This is a genomic window from Hydrogenophaga sp. GW101-3F08 (genome assembly GCF_059424585.1).
Map to the genome: position 1 here is coordinate 89,829 of NZ_JBWKZP010000009.1, position 13,758 is coordinate 103,586.

Annotated in this window: 14 protein-coding genes; 9 read left to right on the forward strand and 5 right to left on the reverse strand. The window is 60.8% G+C overall.

The window, feature by feature from the left end:
• The first annotated feature begins 113 nt into the window (after positions 1 to 113).
• The 6 genes from AC07YZ_RS20300 to AC07YZ_RS20325 all read left to right on the forward strand — a co-directional run bounded on the left by AC07YZ_RS20300 (position 114) and on the right by AC07YZ_RS20325 (position 6,270).
• On the forward strand, positions 114 to 1,418 hold the full coding sequence (locus AC07YZ_RS20300) for a CDP-glycerol glycerophosphotransferase family protein (RefSeq protein WP_494796086.1): 1,305 nt from the start codon (positions 114 to 116) through the stop codon (positions 1,416 to 1,418).
• On the forward strand, positions 1,418 to 2,080 hold the full coding sequence (locus tag AC07YZ_RS20305) for a YidC/Oxa1 family membrane protein insertase (protein WP_494796087.1): 663 nt from the start codon (positions 1,418 to 1,420) through the stop codon (positions 2,078 to 2,080). Before AC07YZ_RS20300 ends, AC07YZ_RS20305 begins: the two co-directional genes overlap by 1 nt.
• Positions 2,077 to 4,131, forward strand: a complete 2,055-nt coding sequence (locus tag AC07YZ_RS20310; RefSeq protein WP_494796088.1) for a hypothetical protein — start codon at positions 2,077 to 2,079, stop codon at positions 4,129 to 4,131. The genes AC07YZ_RS20305 and AC07YZ_RS20310 overlap by 4 nt, the downstream gene beginning before the upstream one ends.
• Positions 4,132 to 4,253: 122 nt before the next feature.
• On the forward strand, positions 4,254 to 5,015 hold the full coding sequence (locus AC07YZ_RS20315) for a class I SAM-dependent methyltransferase (protein WP_494796089.1): 762 nt from the start codon (positions 4,254 to 4,256) through the stop codon (positions 5,013 to 5,015).
• Entirely contained in the window at positions 5,012 to 5,614 is a 603-nt protein-coding gene (locus AC07YZ_RS20320; protein ID WP_226490471.1) for an HAD-IB family phosphatase, read from the forward strand. Before AC07YZ_RS20315 ends, AC07YZ_RS20320 begins: the two co-directional genes overlap by 4 nt.
• Positions 5,587 to 6,270, forward strand: a complete 684-nt coding sequence (locus tag AC07YZ_RS20325; RefSeq protein WP_494796090.1) for an NTP transferase domain-containing protein — start codon at positions 5,587 to 5,589, stop codon at positions 6,268 to 6,270. Before AC07YZ_RS20320 ends, AC07YZ_RS20325 begins: the two co-directional genes overlap by 28 nt.
• Positions 6,271 to 6,293: 23 nt before the next feature.
• Here AC07YZ_RS20325 and moaC read toward each other — a convergent pair whose 3' ends face one another.
• Complete coding sequence (moaC, locus tag AC07YZ_RS20330) at positions 6,294 to 6,797, reverse strand: cyclic pyranopterin monophosphate synthase MoaC (protein WP_226490469.1); 504 nt, start codon at positions 6,795 to 6,797, stop codon at positions 6,294 to 6,296.
• Between the two features lie 58 nt (positions 6,798 to 6,855).
• Between moaC and AC07YZ_RS20335 the strand changes: the two genes are divergently transcribed.
• Positions 6,856 to 8,556, forward strand: a complete 1,701-nt coding sequence (locus tag AC07YZ_RS20335; protein ID WP_494796091.1) for a M48 family metalloprotease — start codon at positions 6,856 to 6,858, stop codon at positions 8,554 to 8,556.
• Here the strand turns inward: AC07YZ_RS20335 and AC07YZ_RS20340 are convergent.
• On the reverse strand, positions 8,539 to 8,889 hold the full coding sequence (locus AC07YZ_RS20340) for a phage holin family protein (RefSeq protein ID WP_226490467.1): 351 nt from the start codon (positions 8,887 to 8,889) through the stop codon (positions 8,539 to 8,541). The genes AC07YZ_RS20335 and AC07YZ_RS20340 overlap by 18 nt on opposite strands.
• Before the next feature lie 75 nt (positions 8,890 to 8,964).
• The gene (locus AC07YZ_RS20345; protein WP_226490466.1) at positions 8,965 to 9,687 is read right to left on the reverse strand and encodes a TerC family protein; all 723 of its coding nucleotides are present in this window, start codon (positions 9,685 to 9,687) and stop codon (positions 8,965 to 8,967) included.
• 462 nt (positions 9,688 to 10,149) lie between these two features.
• On the opposite strand from AC07YZ_RS20345, the gene AC07YZ_RS20350 reads away from it, so the two are divergent.
• Positions 10,150 to 10,566 carry a DUF3717 domain-containing protein gene (locus tag AC07YZ_RS20350; protein ID WP_226490465.1) on the forward strand — a complete coding sequence of 139 codons (417 nt, stop codon included), beginning with the start codon at positions 10,150 to 10,152 and terminating at the stop codon, positions 10,564 to 10,566.
• Here the strand turns inward: AC07YZ_RS20350 and AC07YZ_RS20355 are convergent.
• Together AC07YZ_RS20355 and purB are read right to left on the reverse strand one after the other, a co-directional pair.
• The gene (locus AC07YZ_RS20355; protein ID WP_226490464.1) at positions 10,563 to 11,339 is read right to left on the reverse strand and encodes an oxygen-binding di-iron domain-containing protein; all 777 of its coding nucleotides are present in this window, start codon (positions 11,337 to 11,339) and stop codon (positions 10,563 to 10,565) included. The genes AC07YZ_RS20350 and AC07YZ_RS20355 overlap by 4 nt on opposite strands.
• Positions 11,340 to 11,526: 187 nt before the next feature.
• The gene (purB, locus tag AC07YZ_RS20360; protein WP_494796092.1) at positions 11,527 to 12,915 is read right to left on the reverse strand and encodes an adenylosuccinate lyase; all 1,389 of its coding nucleotides are present in this window, start codon (positions 12,913 to 12,915) and stop codon (positions 11,527 to 11,529) included.
• Positions 12,916 to 13,119: 204 nt separating this feature from the next.
• On the opposite strand from purB, the gene AC07YZ_RS20365 reads away from it, so the two are divergent.
• Positions 13,120 to 13,734, forward strand: a complete 615-nt coding sequence (locus tag AC07YZ_RS20365) for a glutathione S-transferase C-terminal domain-containing protein (protein ID WP_494796093.1) — start codon at positions 13,120 to 13,122, stop codon at positions 13,732 to 13,734.
• Positions 13,735 to 13,758: the final 24 nt, after the last annotated feature.

Sequence of the window (13,758 nt, forward strand, 5' to 3'; positions counted from 1 at the left end):
GTTCGCGCATGGATTTAATTTCATGCGATGCCGATTTGCATTCGGCGCAATAAGAAAAATTGATGTGTCAATGATTGACGTATAACCTTCCCACCAGGCTTAAACAGCGAAAAATGCAACCTCCAAATGTAGGCCATGCACAAGTGCCGATTGTTCTAATCGCTATTGGTCTTCTGATCTATCCTGCCTCTGCTTTTGCATACATTGACCCAGGCACAGGCAGCGCGCTGTTTTATGTGGTGACCGGAATTGTGGTTTCCATCTACTTCACCTTGCGAGGTCTTTACTACCGAGCCGCCAGCTGGCTGTTCAGCGTTCGACGGCGGGACCAAAAGTGTGAAATAGCCATCCATTGCGAAGATCCCCGCTATGAGATCACCTTTTTGCCTATCATTCGAGCACTTGATGCTCTGGGTGTCGACATTGCCTATTTCACAATGTATCCACGCGATGAATCGTTCGAGCCCTTGCCTCAGAATGTAATACATCGATCTGTTCCCGAAGGGATGTTGGGCTATGCCTATCTCAATAACGTCGAGGCGGTTGTACTGATTACGACAACCCCGCAATTGGATGTCATGACTTTTCGTCGTTCGGCGCATGTTCGGCACTATGCAATCGTGCAGCATGCATTGGGCGAGTCGCGGTTTGTAAGGCCATATGCCTATGATTTTTATGATTCTGTGTTGTGCTGCGGCCCTATTGTCAAGGCAAATATACAGCGCATGGAAAAAATCAGAGGCTTCAAAAGGAAAGATCTGTACGAAACCGGATTGCCGCATTTTGACGAGATGCTGAAGACGGCACGTGAGCTCCCACCTCTTTCCGGAGATCCGGTTGTTCTTATTGCCCCCAGTTGGGGGCCCCTCAGCATGTTCGAGGCGTTCGGGACTGACTTCGTAATCTCCATCGCCCAGCGATTTCGCGTAATTGTCCGCCCTCACCCTCAAATGAAGGTTTCTCAGCCCGAACTGTACGCACAGATATTGTCATTGCCGGGCGTGGAGGTCAATACCGATCGGACCCCGGTGGGTGCGATGGCAAGAGCGAACATATTGTTGAGTGATATTTCCGGCATTGCCCATGAGTTTGCATTCATCTTCGAGCGGCCCGTTGTCGCGATAGATCGTAAGATGAAGATGGGAGGGCTTGAAGGAGAGTTGCTCGGTGGTGACAGTGAACTCAAGCAACAGTGTTCCGACTTTATCGTCCCGGTGCTTCCAACCGAAATAGGCAATATTGCAGAACATCTTGAGAAAGTACTGAAAAATCACTCTGCGTCAAAACTTAAAGAAATTCGGAATACCTTGATATATAACTTCGGCGGCGCAGGCAGCATCGCTGCCCAGCACATCAAGCAGATATATCAACAAGAAAAAGGTCAAACGCAGGCCCATTTGGCAGAGGTCAATGCTTGATGGCCGATTTTTTTCAAATCCTACTTCTGCAACCCCTGATGGTGATTTATCAGGTTTTGTTTGATCTTCCCGTGTGGCTTGGTCAGGGCGAGAAGATTATTGTTTTCAGTATCCTGCTTAACTTCCTGCTTTTTCCTTTGTACAGACAGATGGAGGCAAGTTCGCGCCAAGGGCGCAGGCTGCGCGAACAGATGACGCGAGAAGTGGCCCGCATGAAAGCAAACTTCAAAGGGCGGGAGCGATATTTTTATATAAGAGCTGTGCACCGACAGTACCGCTACCACCCGATTCAGGCATTGTTCACTTCGAACGAACTGTTTTTACAGATCTTCATATTCGCGACTGTGTTTCATTTTCTGTCAGGTCCAGGCCTGCTCGACGGAGCGACATTCGGTCGGGTAGAGGACTTGGGACGACCAGATAAATTGTTGGACGGCATCAACCTGCTTCCTCTGCTCATGACCGTGATCAACGCGATATCCGTGCTCTATTACGTGAACGACAAAGGTCAGCGCCTGCAAGCCATGGCGCTGGCCTTGGTGTTTCTTGCCTTGCTTTATGCGAGCCCAGCGGGTCTTGTGCTGTATTGGACGATAAACAACCTCTGGTCGCTGTTGCGCAACATGCTTTCCAGAAGGCATTTGAACGAAATCGCCTCATGAATGTGTTGTTGATTTTTGTAGTCGGTGCGGTGGTTCTTGTGGGGGGGCTTCGGTTCTTGCGCCCCATACGGTCCATTATCGGAGCCAATGCTGCATTTGGGCTAGAACTCGTCTTGGCTTTTCTGATACCTGCGGCCGCACTGTGGTTAGAGTGCTCGCTGTGGGCACTGATTGCTTCGACCATATCAGTGGTGGCCGCGTACCGCTGGGTCTCACCATCGGTGCTGCAGAAGGCTTCTGATCTGCTGGGGCGTTACCGCTTACCCCTATATCTGCTTTCGGTGTTCGGAATTGCCTTGCTCGTGCTTGTTGCCATTCCCGTCACAACCTTCTTGACGTCACCTGGTGAGATTGGTATCCATTTTGACCGACTGCTGAAGGTGAACATGCGCAATGTGATGGTGGTGGTCTATTCGGCAGCCATCCTGTACATGATTGCTTACTATTCAGAGATTCGCTCCGGCATGACATTGCTGTCGATCGGCGCTTTCTTTCTGAGCTGGATCTATGCATTCGTTTTGCCATTTGGCTTTCCCATGCTAACGGGGCTTGCATTTGAGCAGCTTCAACGAACGCTCGCATCAACGTCTCTGAGAACATTGATTGACCTACTGGTCGTCGTTTCTATCGGCCTGACTTTGCGGTTATTTTGGAAACGTTTCGGTACGCGAGCGATCCTCGGGGCGATGTTGATCGCCAATTTTTCGATCCTTCTTGCAGCTGGTATCAGTATCAATCGGGATCAAGTTGGCATGTCCGGCGGTGGCGAGCCCGCATCAATGTCTGAAAAGACACTGCAGTTTTCCCGGTCTCATCCGAACACACTATTTATATTTCTCGACCGTTTCATGGGATCGCATGTCGAGTCAATCCTGGAGAGTCATCCCGATCTGGCACAACGTTTGAGTGGTTTTATCTGGTACCCACGTACTGTGTCAGCAGGGCAGAACTCGATCGCGGGACTGCACCCCTTGCTCGGAGGGTACGACTACACGCCTGTGGAAATGAACCGGCGAGGGATGCCTTTGCGTGACCTCGCAGTGGAAGCTTTCTCGATACTTCCGCGTAACTTTGCAGACAAAGGATATCGGGTCAATTTTGTGAACCCGAGAGGTCTTGGCTTCACGATGCAAGGTGATTGCGATTTTCTGCGATTCGATGGCGTTACCTGTACCCATATTCCGGCCAGTATTTCTCATCAGAAGGCAAAGGCCATGGGATTTCCAATCAATGCGCTGGCTGAGGCAAACTATGCGGATCTATTGGTTCTGCTTGGAGCCATGCGAGTGGCGCCTTATGCCATGAAGGAAGCGATCTACGTCAACGGACCATGGAAGCCTTTCCTGGACCATTCTGCCGGTACCACCTTCCGGGAGTGGGCTGAACTGGAGGCCATGGACCAGATGACTGAAATCGATGAATTCGGGCCCAGTTTCAACTTCATCTCGAACATCCTGCCGCACGAACCCTATTTCATGGGACTGGATTGCCTGCCAAAACCGGAGGCGCTCACGCTGTCAAAGGATGAACTGAAGAGCCACGGGCATGGCAGTCTTTTTTCACTTCAACATGCCAACACAGCACGCTGCGCCCTTCTTTCCGTCGCCCGGTTTTTCGACTATATGAAAGCCGAGGGTGTCTATGACAACACGACCATTGTCATTGCTTCAGACCATGGGATTGTGGGCAGTGTGCAGGATTCTTCACGAAGGGCAGTGGAAGGAGGCGCAACCGACAATGCGTATGTAAGCCTCCGCCCTCTGGTGATGCTAAAAAGAGCGGGAGGATCTGGACCGCTCAAAGTTTCGGAGGACTTTATGCCTAACGCGGAGGTTCCCAGTTCGCTGTGCAAGGATATCGGTGGTTGTGTCAATCCCTACTTGAACAAGAAATCCGTTGAAGCGATGGGTCGGGATGACCCCTTCTTCGCCTCCTTCGTTCCGTGGCAATTCAGTATGCAGAAACCCAACTCCTTCGTTATCACCAAACAATTGGTTTTGAAGGGCAAAGATCCATTTGACATACGTGGCTGGAGCACTCGTGAGCCATGAGTGTTCTCCAGTTTCAGTAGCTTGTACTGAATGTTGAGCATTTGTCTTTTTTCCATCAGCGAGGCAACGAGATTGACGATGTTTCTCTGTGGCGCTTTTCAGGCCTCCAACTTCTCTTGGTCATGAGCCGAATACTGTCAAAACCTGATGATGACGAGCTGCCCAGAATTGATCGGGCTAAGGTGGGCGAGTTCTTCGCGGAGCGCGCACGACGGATAGATCGCATTGGCCCGGTCCGTGCCGTGATTTACCAAGACAAACATGCAGATCTTGCCGAGCGACGCGATGCTGCAGAAAAGGCGTGCCTGACGCCGCTGCTGCGCCTCGGGGGCGTGGAGCGCTTGCTCGACGTAGGGTGTGGCACCGGCAGATGGGCAAGAGAATTGCTCGGACACTGTGCTGCCTACCACGGCATGGATTTCTCTCGCGAGCTGATTGCATATGCCAAATCTCATCTGGGTGAATCTGCTGACTGCCGATTTACTGTTGCAGCGGTGGACAATTTCACCTTGAACTCCTTGCATGAGTCGTTGCCTTTCGATCGGATACTTTGCGCAGGCGTCCTGATTTACCTGAATGACGATGAACTTTTAAGCGCGCTGCGCAACATCGCCGGAGTCATGGCCCCGAAGTCGCGCGCCGTGTTTCGAGAGCCAATGGCGGTTTCCCAGCGGCTGACAATCAAAGACCATTTTTCCGACGAGCTCGAACAGGCATACAACGCCATCTATCGGACGGAAGAACAAATCAGATCCTTGATTGTTGAGGCCATGTCAAGCTCGGGCTGCCGGTCGCTGGATAGCGGTGATGTTTACGCCGACGAATCCATGAACAACCGTGCCGAAACACGGCAGCGATGGTTGGTGGTTGAAAGGTGTGCATGACAATAGCGTTCTGCTTTGATCTTGACGGCACCTTGACCAAGACGGAGATCCTCCCATGTATCGCGTCTGAGTTAGGGATTTCACAAGAAGTTGCAACTCTGACCAGGGTCACGATGGAGGGCTTGATCACGTTCGAGGAATCACTCAGCCTTCGCGTGGCAATTTTGGGACGCGTGCCAATTGAGCGAGTTCATTCCATCATTGCCGACATTCCGATGGACGAGGTACTTCTAAGGTTTATTCGAAGCAAACCAAATCAGTGCTTCATCGTCACGGGAAATTTGGACATTTGGACATCGCGGGTTGTGGCAAACATGGGCTGCAAGGGCTACTTTTCCAAGGCGACGTTGGTCGAAGATCAAGTGCGACTCGAGACCGTGCTGAACAAGGGGGATGCCATCAATGATCTGCGGGCGTCCGGATATACCCGCATCATCGCGGTAGGGGATGGTTCCAACGATGTGCCGATGCTGCGGGAAGCTGACGTGGCGATTGCCTATGGCGGCACACATAGCCCAACCGCTTCTGCCATCGCGGCTGCCGACTATGTGATACACGATGGAGACACCTTATGCAGCCTGTTGAATACGCTGTCATAGCCGCCGCTGGGATCGGTTCGCGGCTCGGGCATGGTATGCCGAAGTGCATGCTGGAAATCGGCGGCGTCACGTTACTGAGTAGACTCATTCATGTTCTTGAGCCCGTCGTTCGACGCATTCATGTGGTCGTTGGCTATCGCGAGGAGATGATCGTCGATTTGGTGTCACGCAGGCATCGCAATGTTGTGCTCGTACGCAATCCTCACTATCGAACCACGAACACTGCCCAGAGCATGGCCCTCGGTGCCAGGGGCTGTAAGGGGAAAATTCTGTTTCTGGACGGAGATCTGCTGATTGAACCTCGCTCCTTGATGCGCTTCGTTTCGTTTTCCGCAGACAGCGATTTGACAATAGGGGTCACGCCTTCAATCAGCGAAAACCCAGTGTATGCTCACACGACGTCAGCCCCGGGTGGGAGCATGATCGTGACGGGCTTCTCACGCACTGATGCATCTTCCCTTGAATGGGCAAATGTTTTTTCGGGGAACGCGCAATTTCTCGATGAAGAGAAGGACTACGTGTTCAATCGGTTGGAACGGCATTTGCCAGCGGTTGCCTTCCCATTGAACTTGCGCGAAGTAGACACCGTGGCTGATCTGGTTGAGGCGAAAAGATTTGCCCAAGAACTGGCGGCGATCCAGGATGTATCCAAATAAGGCCACAAGGGTAATGATTCTGGTCACCCAGCGACAAAATGCCCGCTCTTCCCCCCCCGCTTCTCCACCAACCGCACCCCATTGACCGTCATTCCCCGATCCACCGCCTTGCACATGTCGTAGATCGTGAGCAGGGCCACGCTGGTGGCGGTGAGGGCTTCCATCTCCACGCCGGTCTGGCCGGTGCATTCGGCCGTCGCGCGGCACAGCACGCTGCTGGATGACGCCTCCACCTCGAACTCCACCGCCACGCGCGTGAGCGCGATGGGGTGGCACAGGGGGATCAGTTCGCTGGTTCTTTTGGCGCCCTGGATGCCCGCGATGCGTGCGATGCCCAGCACGTCGCCCTTTTTGGCGTTGCCGCTCTGGATCAGCGCCAGCGTGGCGGGCTCCATGTGGATGCGACCTTCTGCCACGGCCACGCGGTGGGTGTGGGCCTTGGCGGCCACGTCGACCATGTGGGCCTGGCCCTGGGCGTCGAAGTGGGTCAGCGGGCTGCTGTCGGAGGGGGTTTTGGGGGTGTTCATGGGGGTGCTTTGCGCGGTCTTTACAGAAACCTGGGGGACTTGGCGGCATCATACGGGGATGCGTTTCTCCTTCAGGCCTCTCTTTTCGCCACCGGCGCGACCTGTTTCCACGGCGCTGCTGCTCACGGCGCTGGCCGTTGTGCCGGCGGCGCTTTCCAACGCGCAGACGGCCGCTGTGGATGCACCGGTCACTTCGGGCCTGCCCACGCTGGGCGATGGTTCCGACATGTCCATCGCGGCCGAGCGGCGGCTGGGTGACAGCATCGCGCAACAGCTCTACCGCGACCCCGACTACCTGGACGACCCGGTGCTGGTGGACTACCTGCAGTCGCTCTGGGTGCCGCTGCTGGGCGCGGCGCGCACGCGCGGGGACGTGCCCGCCGAGCTGTCCGAGCGGCTGGCCTGGGAACTGATGATCTCGCGCGACAAGCGCGTCAATGCCTTCGCCCTGCCCGGCGGCTATCTGGGGGTGCACCTGGGGCTGCTGGCGGTGACCGAAACACCGCAGGAGGTGGCCAGCGTGCTGGCGCACGAGTTGAGCCACGTGTCGCAGCGCCACATCGCGCGCATGCTCTCGCGCCAGGACAAGCAGGCGCCCTGGCTGCTCGGCGCCATGGTGCTGGGGGTGCTGGCGGCGCGGGCCAACGCCGATGTGGCCAACGCGGCCATCGTCGGCAGCCAGGCGGTGGCGGTGCAGACCCAGCTCAATTTCTCGCGCGACATGGAGCGCGAGGCCGACCGTGTGGGGTTTGGCGTGCTCACGGGCGCGGGGTTCGACGGCCGGGGTTTTGTGAGCATGTTCGACAAGCTGCAACAGGCCGGGCGGCTCAACGACGACGGCTCTTTCCCCTACCTGCGCAGCCACCCGCTGACCAGCGAGCGCATCGCGGACATGCGCGCCCGCCTGCCCCTGGCCAGCGGCGCCGGGGCCGGCCCCCGTGCCGACGCCCCCGGGGTCGCCGCGCCGGTGCCCGCCGCGCAGGGCGGTCTGACCTTGACGCTGCCGCCGTCCACCCCGGGCCGCGAGGGCGCGATGCCGCGCTTGCCCGGCGCCCCGGCGTCGGCCACACCGGCCTTGCACGCGCTGATGTCGGCGCGGGCTCGGGTGCTGGCCGAAAACGGGCCGGACCGCTGGCGCGCCTGGTTGCGCTCCGGGCAGTCGGCCGATGCCCGGCCCGGTGACCGCTACGCCGCGGCGCTGTCCGCGCACCGCCTCGGGCAGCGCGATCTGGCCTTGAACCTGGCGCAGCGTCTGCGCACGGAAGCGGTGCCGGCAGCCCCCGAAACGCGGTGGGCGGTGGATGCGCTGTTGATGGAGCTGATGCTGCCGAGCGCAACCTCAGGCGGCGCGGCCGGCGCGGCGGTGCAGGGGCCGCTGGGGGCACTGCGCGACGCGGCGCTCGCCAGCCACCAGCGCGCGGCGGTGTTGCTCGGGGCCCAGGCGGCGCTGGCCACCGGTGCGCCACGGCAGGCCGCGGCTCGGCTGCAGGAGTGGGTGGCGGCGCATCCGCGCGACGCGCAGGCCTGGCAGACGTTGGCGCGGGCGCAACTGGCGCTGGGTCAGCGCCTGCGCTCCGTGCGCTCCGAGGCCGAGGCCCGTGCGGCCCAACTGGATTTCGCCGGGGCTGTCGAGCGTTTCAGGGCCGCGCAGGCGCTGCCCGCTGCCGAGCGCGCCGCCGACGGCATGGAGCTGGCGATCGTGGACGTGCGCCGCCGCGAGGTCGAGGCGCAGTTGCGCGAATCAACGCGAGAGGACTGATTTCAGGGCCGTGTCCACCACCAGCATCAGCGCCGAATAGATCAGCGAGCCCAGCAGCGCGGCGCCGAAACCGTTGACGCCGAAGCCGTCGAGCAGGCTGGCGGCGGCCCAGAACATCAGGGCGTTGATGACGAACAGGAACAGGCCCAGCGTGACCACCGTCACTGGCAGTGTCAGGATCACCAACACCGGGCGCACCAGCGTGTTGAGCAGGCCGATCACCGCCGCGGCGATCAGGGCCGAGGTGAAGTTGGGGATCTGCACGCCGGGATAGAGGTAGGCCACGAGCAGCAGGGCGCAGGCCGCGAGCAGCCATTTCAGGATGAGTTTCATGTGGGGCAGCATAGCACCGGACATGAAAAAGGCGGCCTGCTCGCGCAGGCCGCCCGGTGGCAAACGCCGCGCGGGTTACGCCTCTTCCGGCACCGGATGGCGGGCCGCCATCACCTTGCCGATCACGAGCACCAGCAGCGCGCCCACCACGGCGGCCGCGTACTTCACCACCGGGGTTTGCGGCAGCTTGAGCATCCAGGCCATGTTTTCCGGGTCGGCGAGGGCCGGGTCGGTGACCAGCATGCCCCCGGCGATCCAGCCCAGCAGCATGCCGCCGCCCGTGATGATGATGGGGAAGCGCGCCATCAGCTTGATGACCAGCTGACTGCCCGAGACGATGATCGGGATGGAGATCAGGAGGCCCAGGATCACCAGCAGCAGCGAGTGTTCACCCGCGTGTTGCGCTGCGCCGGCGATGGCGATGACGTTGTCCACGCTCATGACCAGGTCGGCCACGATGATGGTCTTGATGGCCGCGAACAGCTTGTCGCTGCTGGCGATGTCGCCGTGACCGTCTTCGTCCGGCGCCAGCAGCTTGACACCGATCCACACCAGCAGCACCGCGCCCGCGAGCTTGAGGAAGGGCACGTTGAGCAGCGTCATCGCGAAGGCGATCAGGATCACGCGCAGGACGATGGCGCCGGCGGTGCCCCAGATGATCCCCTTGGTGCGTTGCGCGGGCGGCAGCTTGCGGCAGGCCAGCGCGATCACGACCGCATTGTCCCCGCCAAGCAGGATGTCGATGATGATGATCTGGCCCAGCGCGACCCAGAACGCAGGTGAAGTCAGGAAATCCATAAATGCCTCGTGGTGGTGTGTTCAAAAGGGTCGGAAGCGGGGCCTGCCCGTCGTCCGCCCGACCTTCTCATGTTCGGCCACCCTGGGTGATCGGAAGGCACTGTCTCACCTGCCTGCGACGGCGCGGCTGCGCTGGCGAAGGGAGGAACGGACATGCCTTGATCGGCCCGTGGGGAGCCCATCAAAGGTCTTGCTCGGCCTGGCGATGGAACGCCGGGCCCGGGCTGCCGGAAGCGGGTGGCACCGCTTCGTATTGACGACAGCCCGAATGTCCGGCCGCCCGGGGCGCAGGGCGCTCATGGGCGGCGGAGCGGAGAGCTACTCCCCTTCGAGACCCGCGATTGTACCGACCCGGGACGCCCCATGACTGCCGTTGCGGATACGCAGTTCCCACAGAGCGAGCCGGTGTTCCGGCGCCGGTACCGGCCGCGAAACGGGGGCGCTGGCTATGATTCGTCCCCCATGGCTGGCATACACATCACCGACATCGAGGCCGCGATCAACCACTGGCGTGAGCGCTCACCCTCGCCCGATGGCCTGTCGCTGGCGCCACAGACGCGCGCGCTGGCCGAGGTGTACGCGCTCATGGTGTACTTTCGCGAGACCGAGGCCGACGAAACCTCCCTGCCCACTCCGGCGCGCGAGGCCTGGCTCGCCTGGTTCGACAGCACGCCCGACACACCCTGCATCGCCATTTGCTCGACCAGCCAGGGCGACGAGGTGTGCAAGGGGTGCGGGCGCACCTTTGACGAGGTGCAGCACTGGACCGAAATGACCCCGGGCGAGAAGCGCGCCAGTTGGCGGCGCATCACGCTCGACGGCAGCGCCTGGCGCTTCAACCGCTACGCCGAGCGGGCGCTGGAAGACACCGGTTCCTAGGCCGGAACCGTGTAGTTGGCCTGGGTCACGTAGTCGATGCCGCAGCTCAGGTCGCTGATCCAGTTGATGAACTCACCCACCGCCGCGCCCGCCAGCGGGGCGCCGTGTTGCGGCACGATCATGTCGATGGGCAGGGTGCGGGCCATGTTGGCCCACAGCCGCAGCACCTTGGACGACACCATGTAGCGCCGGTGAAAAGCTTCCATCTTCGGGATGTGGGGCGCCAGCGAGGTGACGGGTTTGGCGGCATCGGCCGAGGTGCCGATGGAAACGCCCAGGTCGCCCGAGAAGAGGATGCGGCTCACCGGGTCCCAGAACTGGAAATTGCCCTCGGAGTGCATGAAGTGCGCGGGCAGCGCCACCAGCTCGGAGCTGCCCAGGGGAATGCGCACGCCCGGGTCGGGGATGCCGATGATGCGGCCGGCCGTTTTGCCGGGTTTGCAGAAGTGGGGCGCGAAACGCTCCCACAGGCGTGAGATGTACAGCGTGGCCTGGGTGCTGGTCATCCAGCGGTCCAGCGAGGCGATGATGTCCGGGTCGGCGTGCGAGGCCAGGATCTTGGACAGCTTGCTGGGCGGGAAAAAGCGGCCGATGGTGAGCAGCAGCTCGTTGTAGGCCATGTTGCCACCCGGATCGATGATGGCGCCGGTGTCACCATGGATGACCAGGAACTGGTTGGCCTGCACGGCCTGACCAGGTTCGCCGTCCTCGTCGCTCAGGTGGGCGAACATCAGGCAGACATGGCCGTTTTTGTTGAAGAGTTCGATGGCCATGGGGTCCTTCGGTGGTCGGGCAGGGTTGAGGGCAACGAATTCTAGGTATTCGAGCAGGGCCGATGGTGGTTGGCTGTCGTTTGTCCGGCGCACTCTGTCGGAAATACCGCGCTCCGCCCGGACGGGCTGCCCACATTTCCCGGCCGGGTGAGACATCGGTCACACCCGGGCCGGATGGGGCGCGTGATCAGGCCCGGCGTGCCAGTTCCTCGGCCTTGCCGATGTAGCTGCCGGGCGTCATGGCCAGCAGGCGGTCTTTTTCCGGCTGGGGGATCTCCAGGCTGCGGATCAGCGCGTGCAGGGCCTCGGCCGTCACGGTCTTGCCGCGCGTGACTTCCTTGAGTCTTTCGTAGGCGCCTTGCACGCCGAAACGGCGCATCACGGTCTGGATCGGCTCGGCCAGCACTTCCCACGATCCGTCCAGGTCGTCGGCCAGCGCTTCTTCATTGAGTTCGAGCTTGCCCAGGCCCACGCCCAGCGCGTGGTAGGCCAGCACCGCGTAGCCCAGCGCCACGCCCATGTTGCGCAGCACGGTGGAGTCGGTCAGGTCGCGCTGCCAGCGGGAAATCGGCAGCTTTTCGGACAGGTGCTTGAGCAGGGCGTTGGCCAGACCCAGGTTGCCCTCGGCGTTCTCGAAGTCGATCGGGTTGACCTTGTGCGGCATGGTGCTGGAGCCGATCTCGCCGGCCTTGAGGCGCTGCTTGAAGTAGCCCACGCTGACGTAGCCCCAGATGTCGCGCGCCAGGTCGATCAGGATGGTGTTGGTGCGGGCGATGGCGTCGAACAGCTCGGCCATGTAGTCGTGCGGCTCGATCTGGATGCTGTAGGGCTGGAAGGTCAGGCCCAGGCCGAGCGGTTCGGGCTGCTCGATCACGTTGCGGCTGAAGGCTTCCCAGTCGAAATCGGGCCAGGCCGAGAGGTGGGCGTTGTAGTTGCCCACGGCGCCGTTCATCTTGCCCATGAGCTTGACGCTGGCGATCTTCTCGCGCGCGGCGGCCAGGCGCACCACCACGTTGGCCAGCTCCTTGCCCACCGTGGTGGGGCTGGCGGTCTGGCCGTGGGTGCGGCTGAGCATGGGCACGGCGGCGAAGGCGTGCGCCATCTCGCGCAGTTTGGCGATCACGCCGTCCAGCGCGGGCAGCAGCACCGCGTCGCGCCCGCCCTTGAGCTGCAGGGCGTGGCTGGTGTTGTTGATGTCTTCGCTGGTGCAGGCGAAATGCACGAACTCGGCGGCCTTTTCCAGCTCGGGGCGGGCGTCGAATTTCGATTTGATCCAGTACTCCACCGCCTTCACGTCGTGGTTGGTGGTTTTCTCGATGTCCTTGATGGCCACCGCATCGGCTTCGCTGAAGTTCTTCACCAGGCCCAGGAGGTAGGTGCGGGCGCCGGGCGTGAGCGGCTTGAATTCGTCGAAACCAGCGTCGGACAGGGCGATGAACCAGGCGATCTCGACCTGCACGCGGCGGTGCATGTAGCCCTGTTCGCTCATGAAGGGCCGCAGGCTGGCCAGCCGGCCGGCGTAGCGGCCGTCCAGCGGGGACAGGGCGGAAACGGGGGTCAGGGCCTGGGAGGCCATGGGGGGGTGAGCGGTGGGGGCGGGGGTGGTCGGGCGCATCCCCCAATTGTAGGAGGCACGGCCCCGGCGGCCCGGTGCCGTCTGGCGCCGCGCGCTGGCCAGTGCCGGTGGCCGGGTGTTCCGCCGTGGTGCTGTCAGCCCTGTGGGGCCCGCGGCTGGCTAAAATGGCCGACCCGGGGAAACCTGTCTCACGAAGCACCGTCCATGAAACTCATCGGCGCCATCACCAGCCCCTACGTGCGCAAAGTGCGTGTCGTCATGGCCGAGAAAAAGCTCGACTACCAGTTCCTGCCGGAAGACGTCTGGTCGGCGAGCACCCAGATCGGCACCTCCAACCCGCTGGGCAAGGTGCCGTGCCTGGTGATGGAGGGCGGTGAAGCGGTGTTCGATTCGCGGGTGATCGTTGAATACCTCGACACCCTCTCGCCCGTGGGCAAGCTGATCCCGGCCCAGGGCCGCGAACGCGCCGAAGTCAAGACCTGGGAAGCGCTGGCCGACGGCCTGCTGGACGCGGCCATCCTGGCCCGGTTGGAAGCGACCTGGGCCGGCCGCACCGACGAGCAGCGCAGCGACGCCTGGATCGAACGCCAGATGGGCAAGGTGCACGCGGCGCTCAAGTCCATGAGCCAGGGCCTGGGCGACAAGCCGTTCTGCTCGGGCATCCACCTGAGCCTGTCCGATCTGGCGGTGGGCTGTGCGCTGGGCTACCTGGACTTCCGTTTCCCCGACATCGACTGGCGTTCGTCCTACCCGAACCTGGCCAAGCTCAGCGAGAAGCTCTTCCTGCGCCAGAGTTTTGTGGACACACGGCCGGATTGACGGCCCACCCCCGCGCCCATTCGG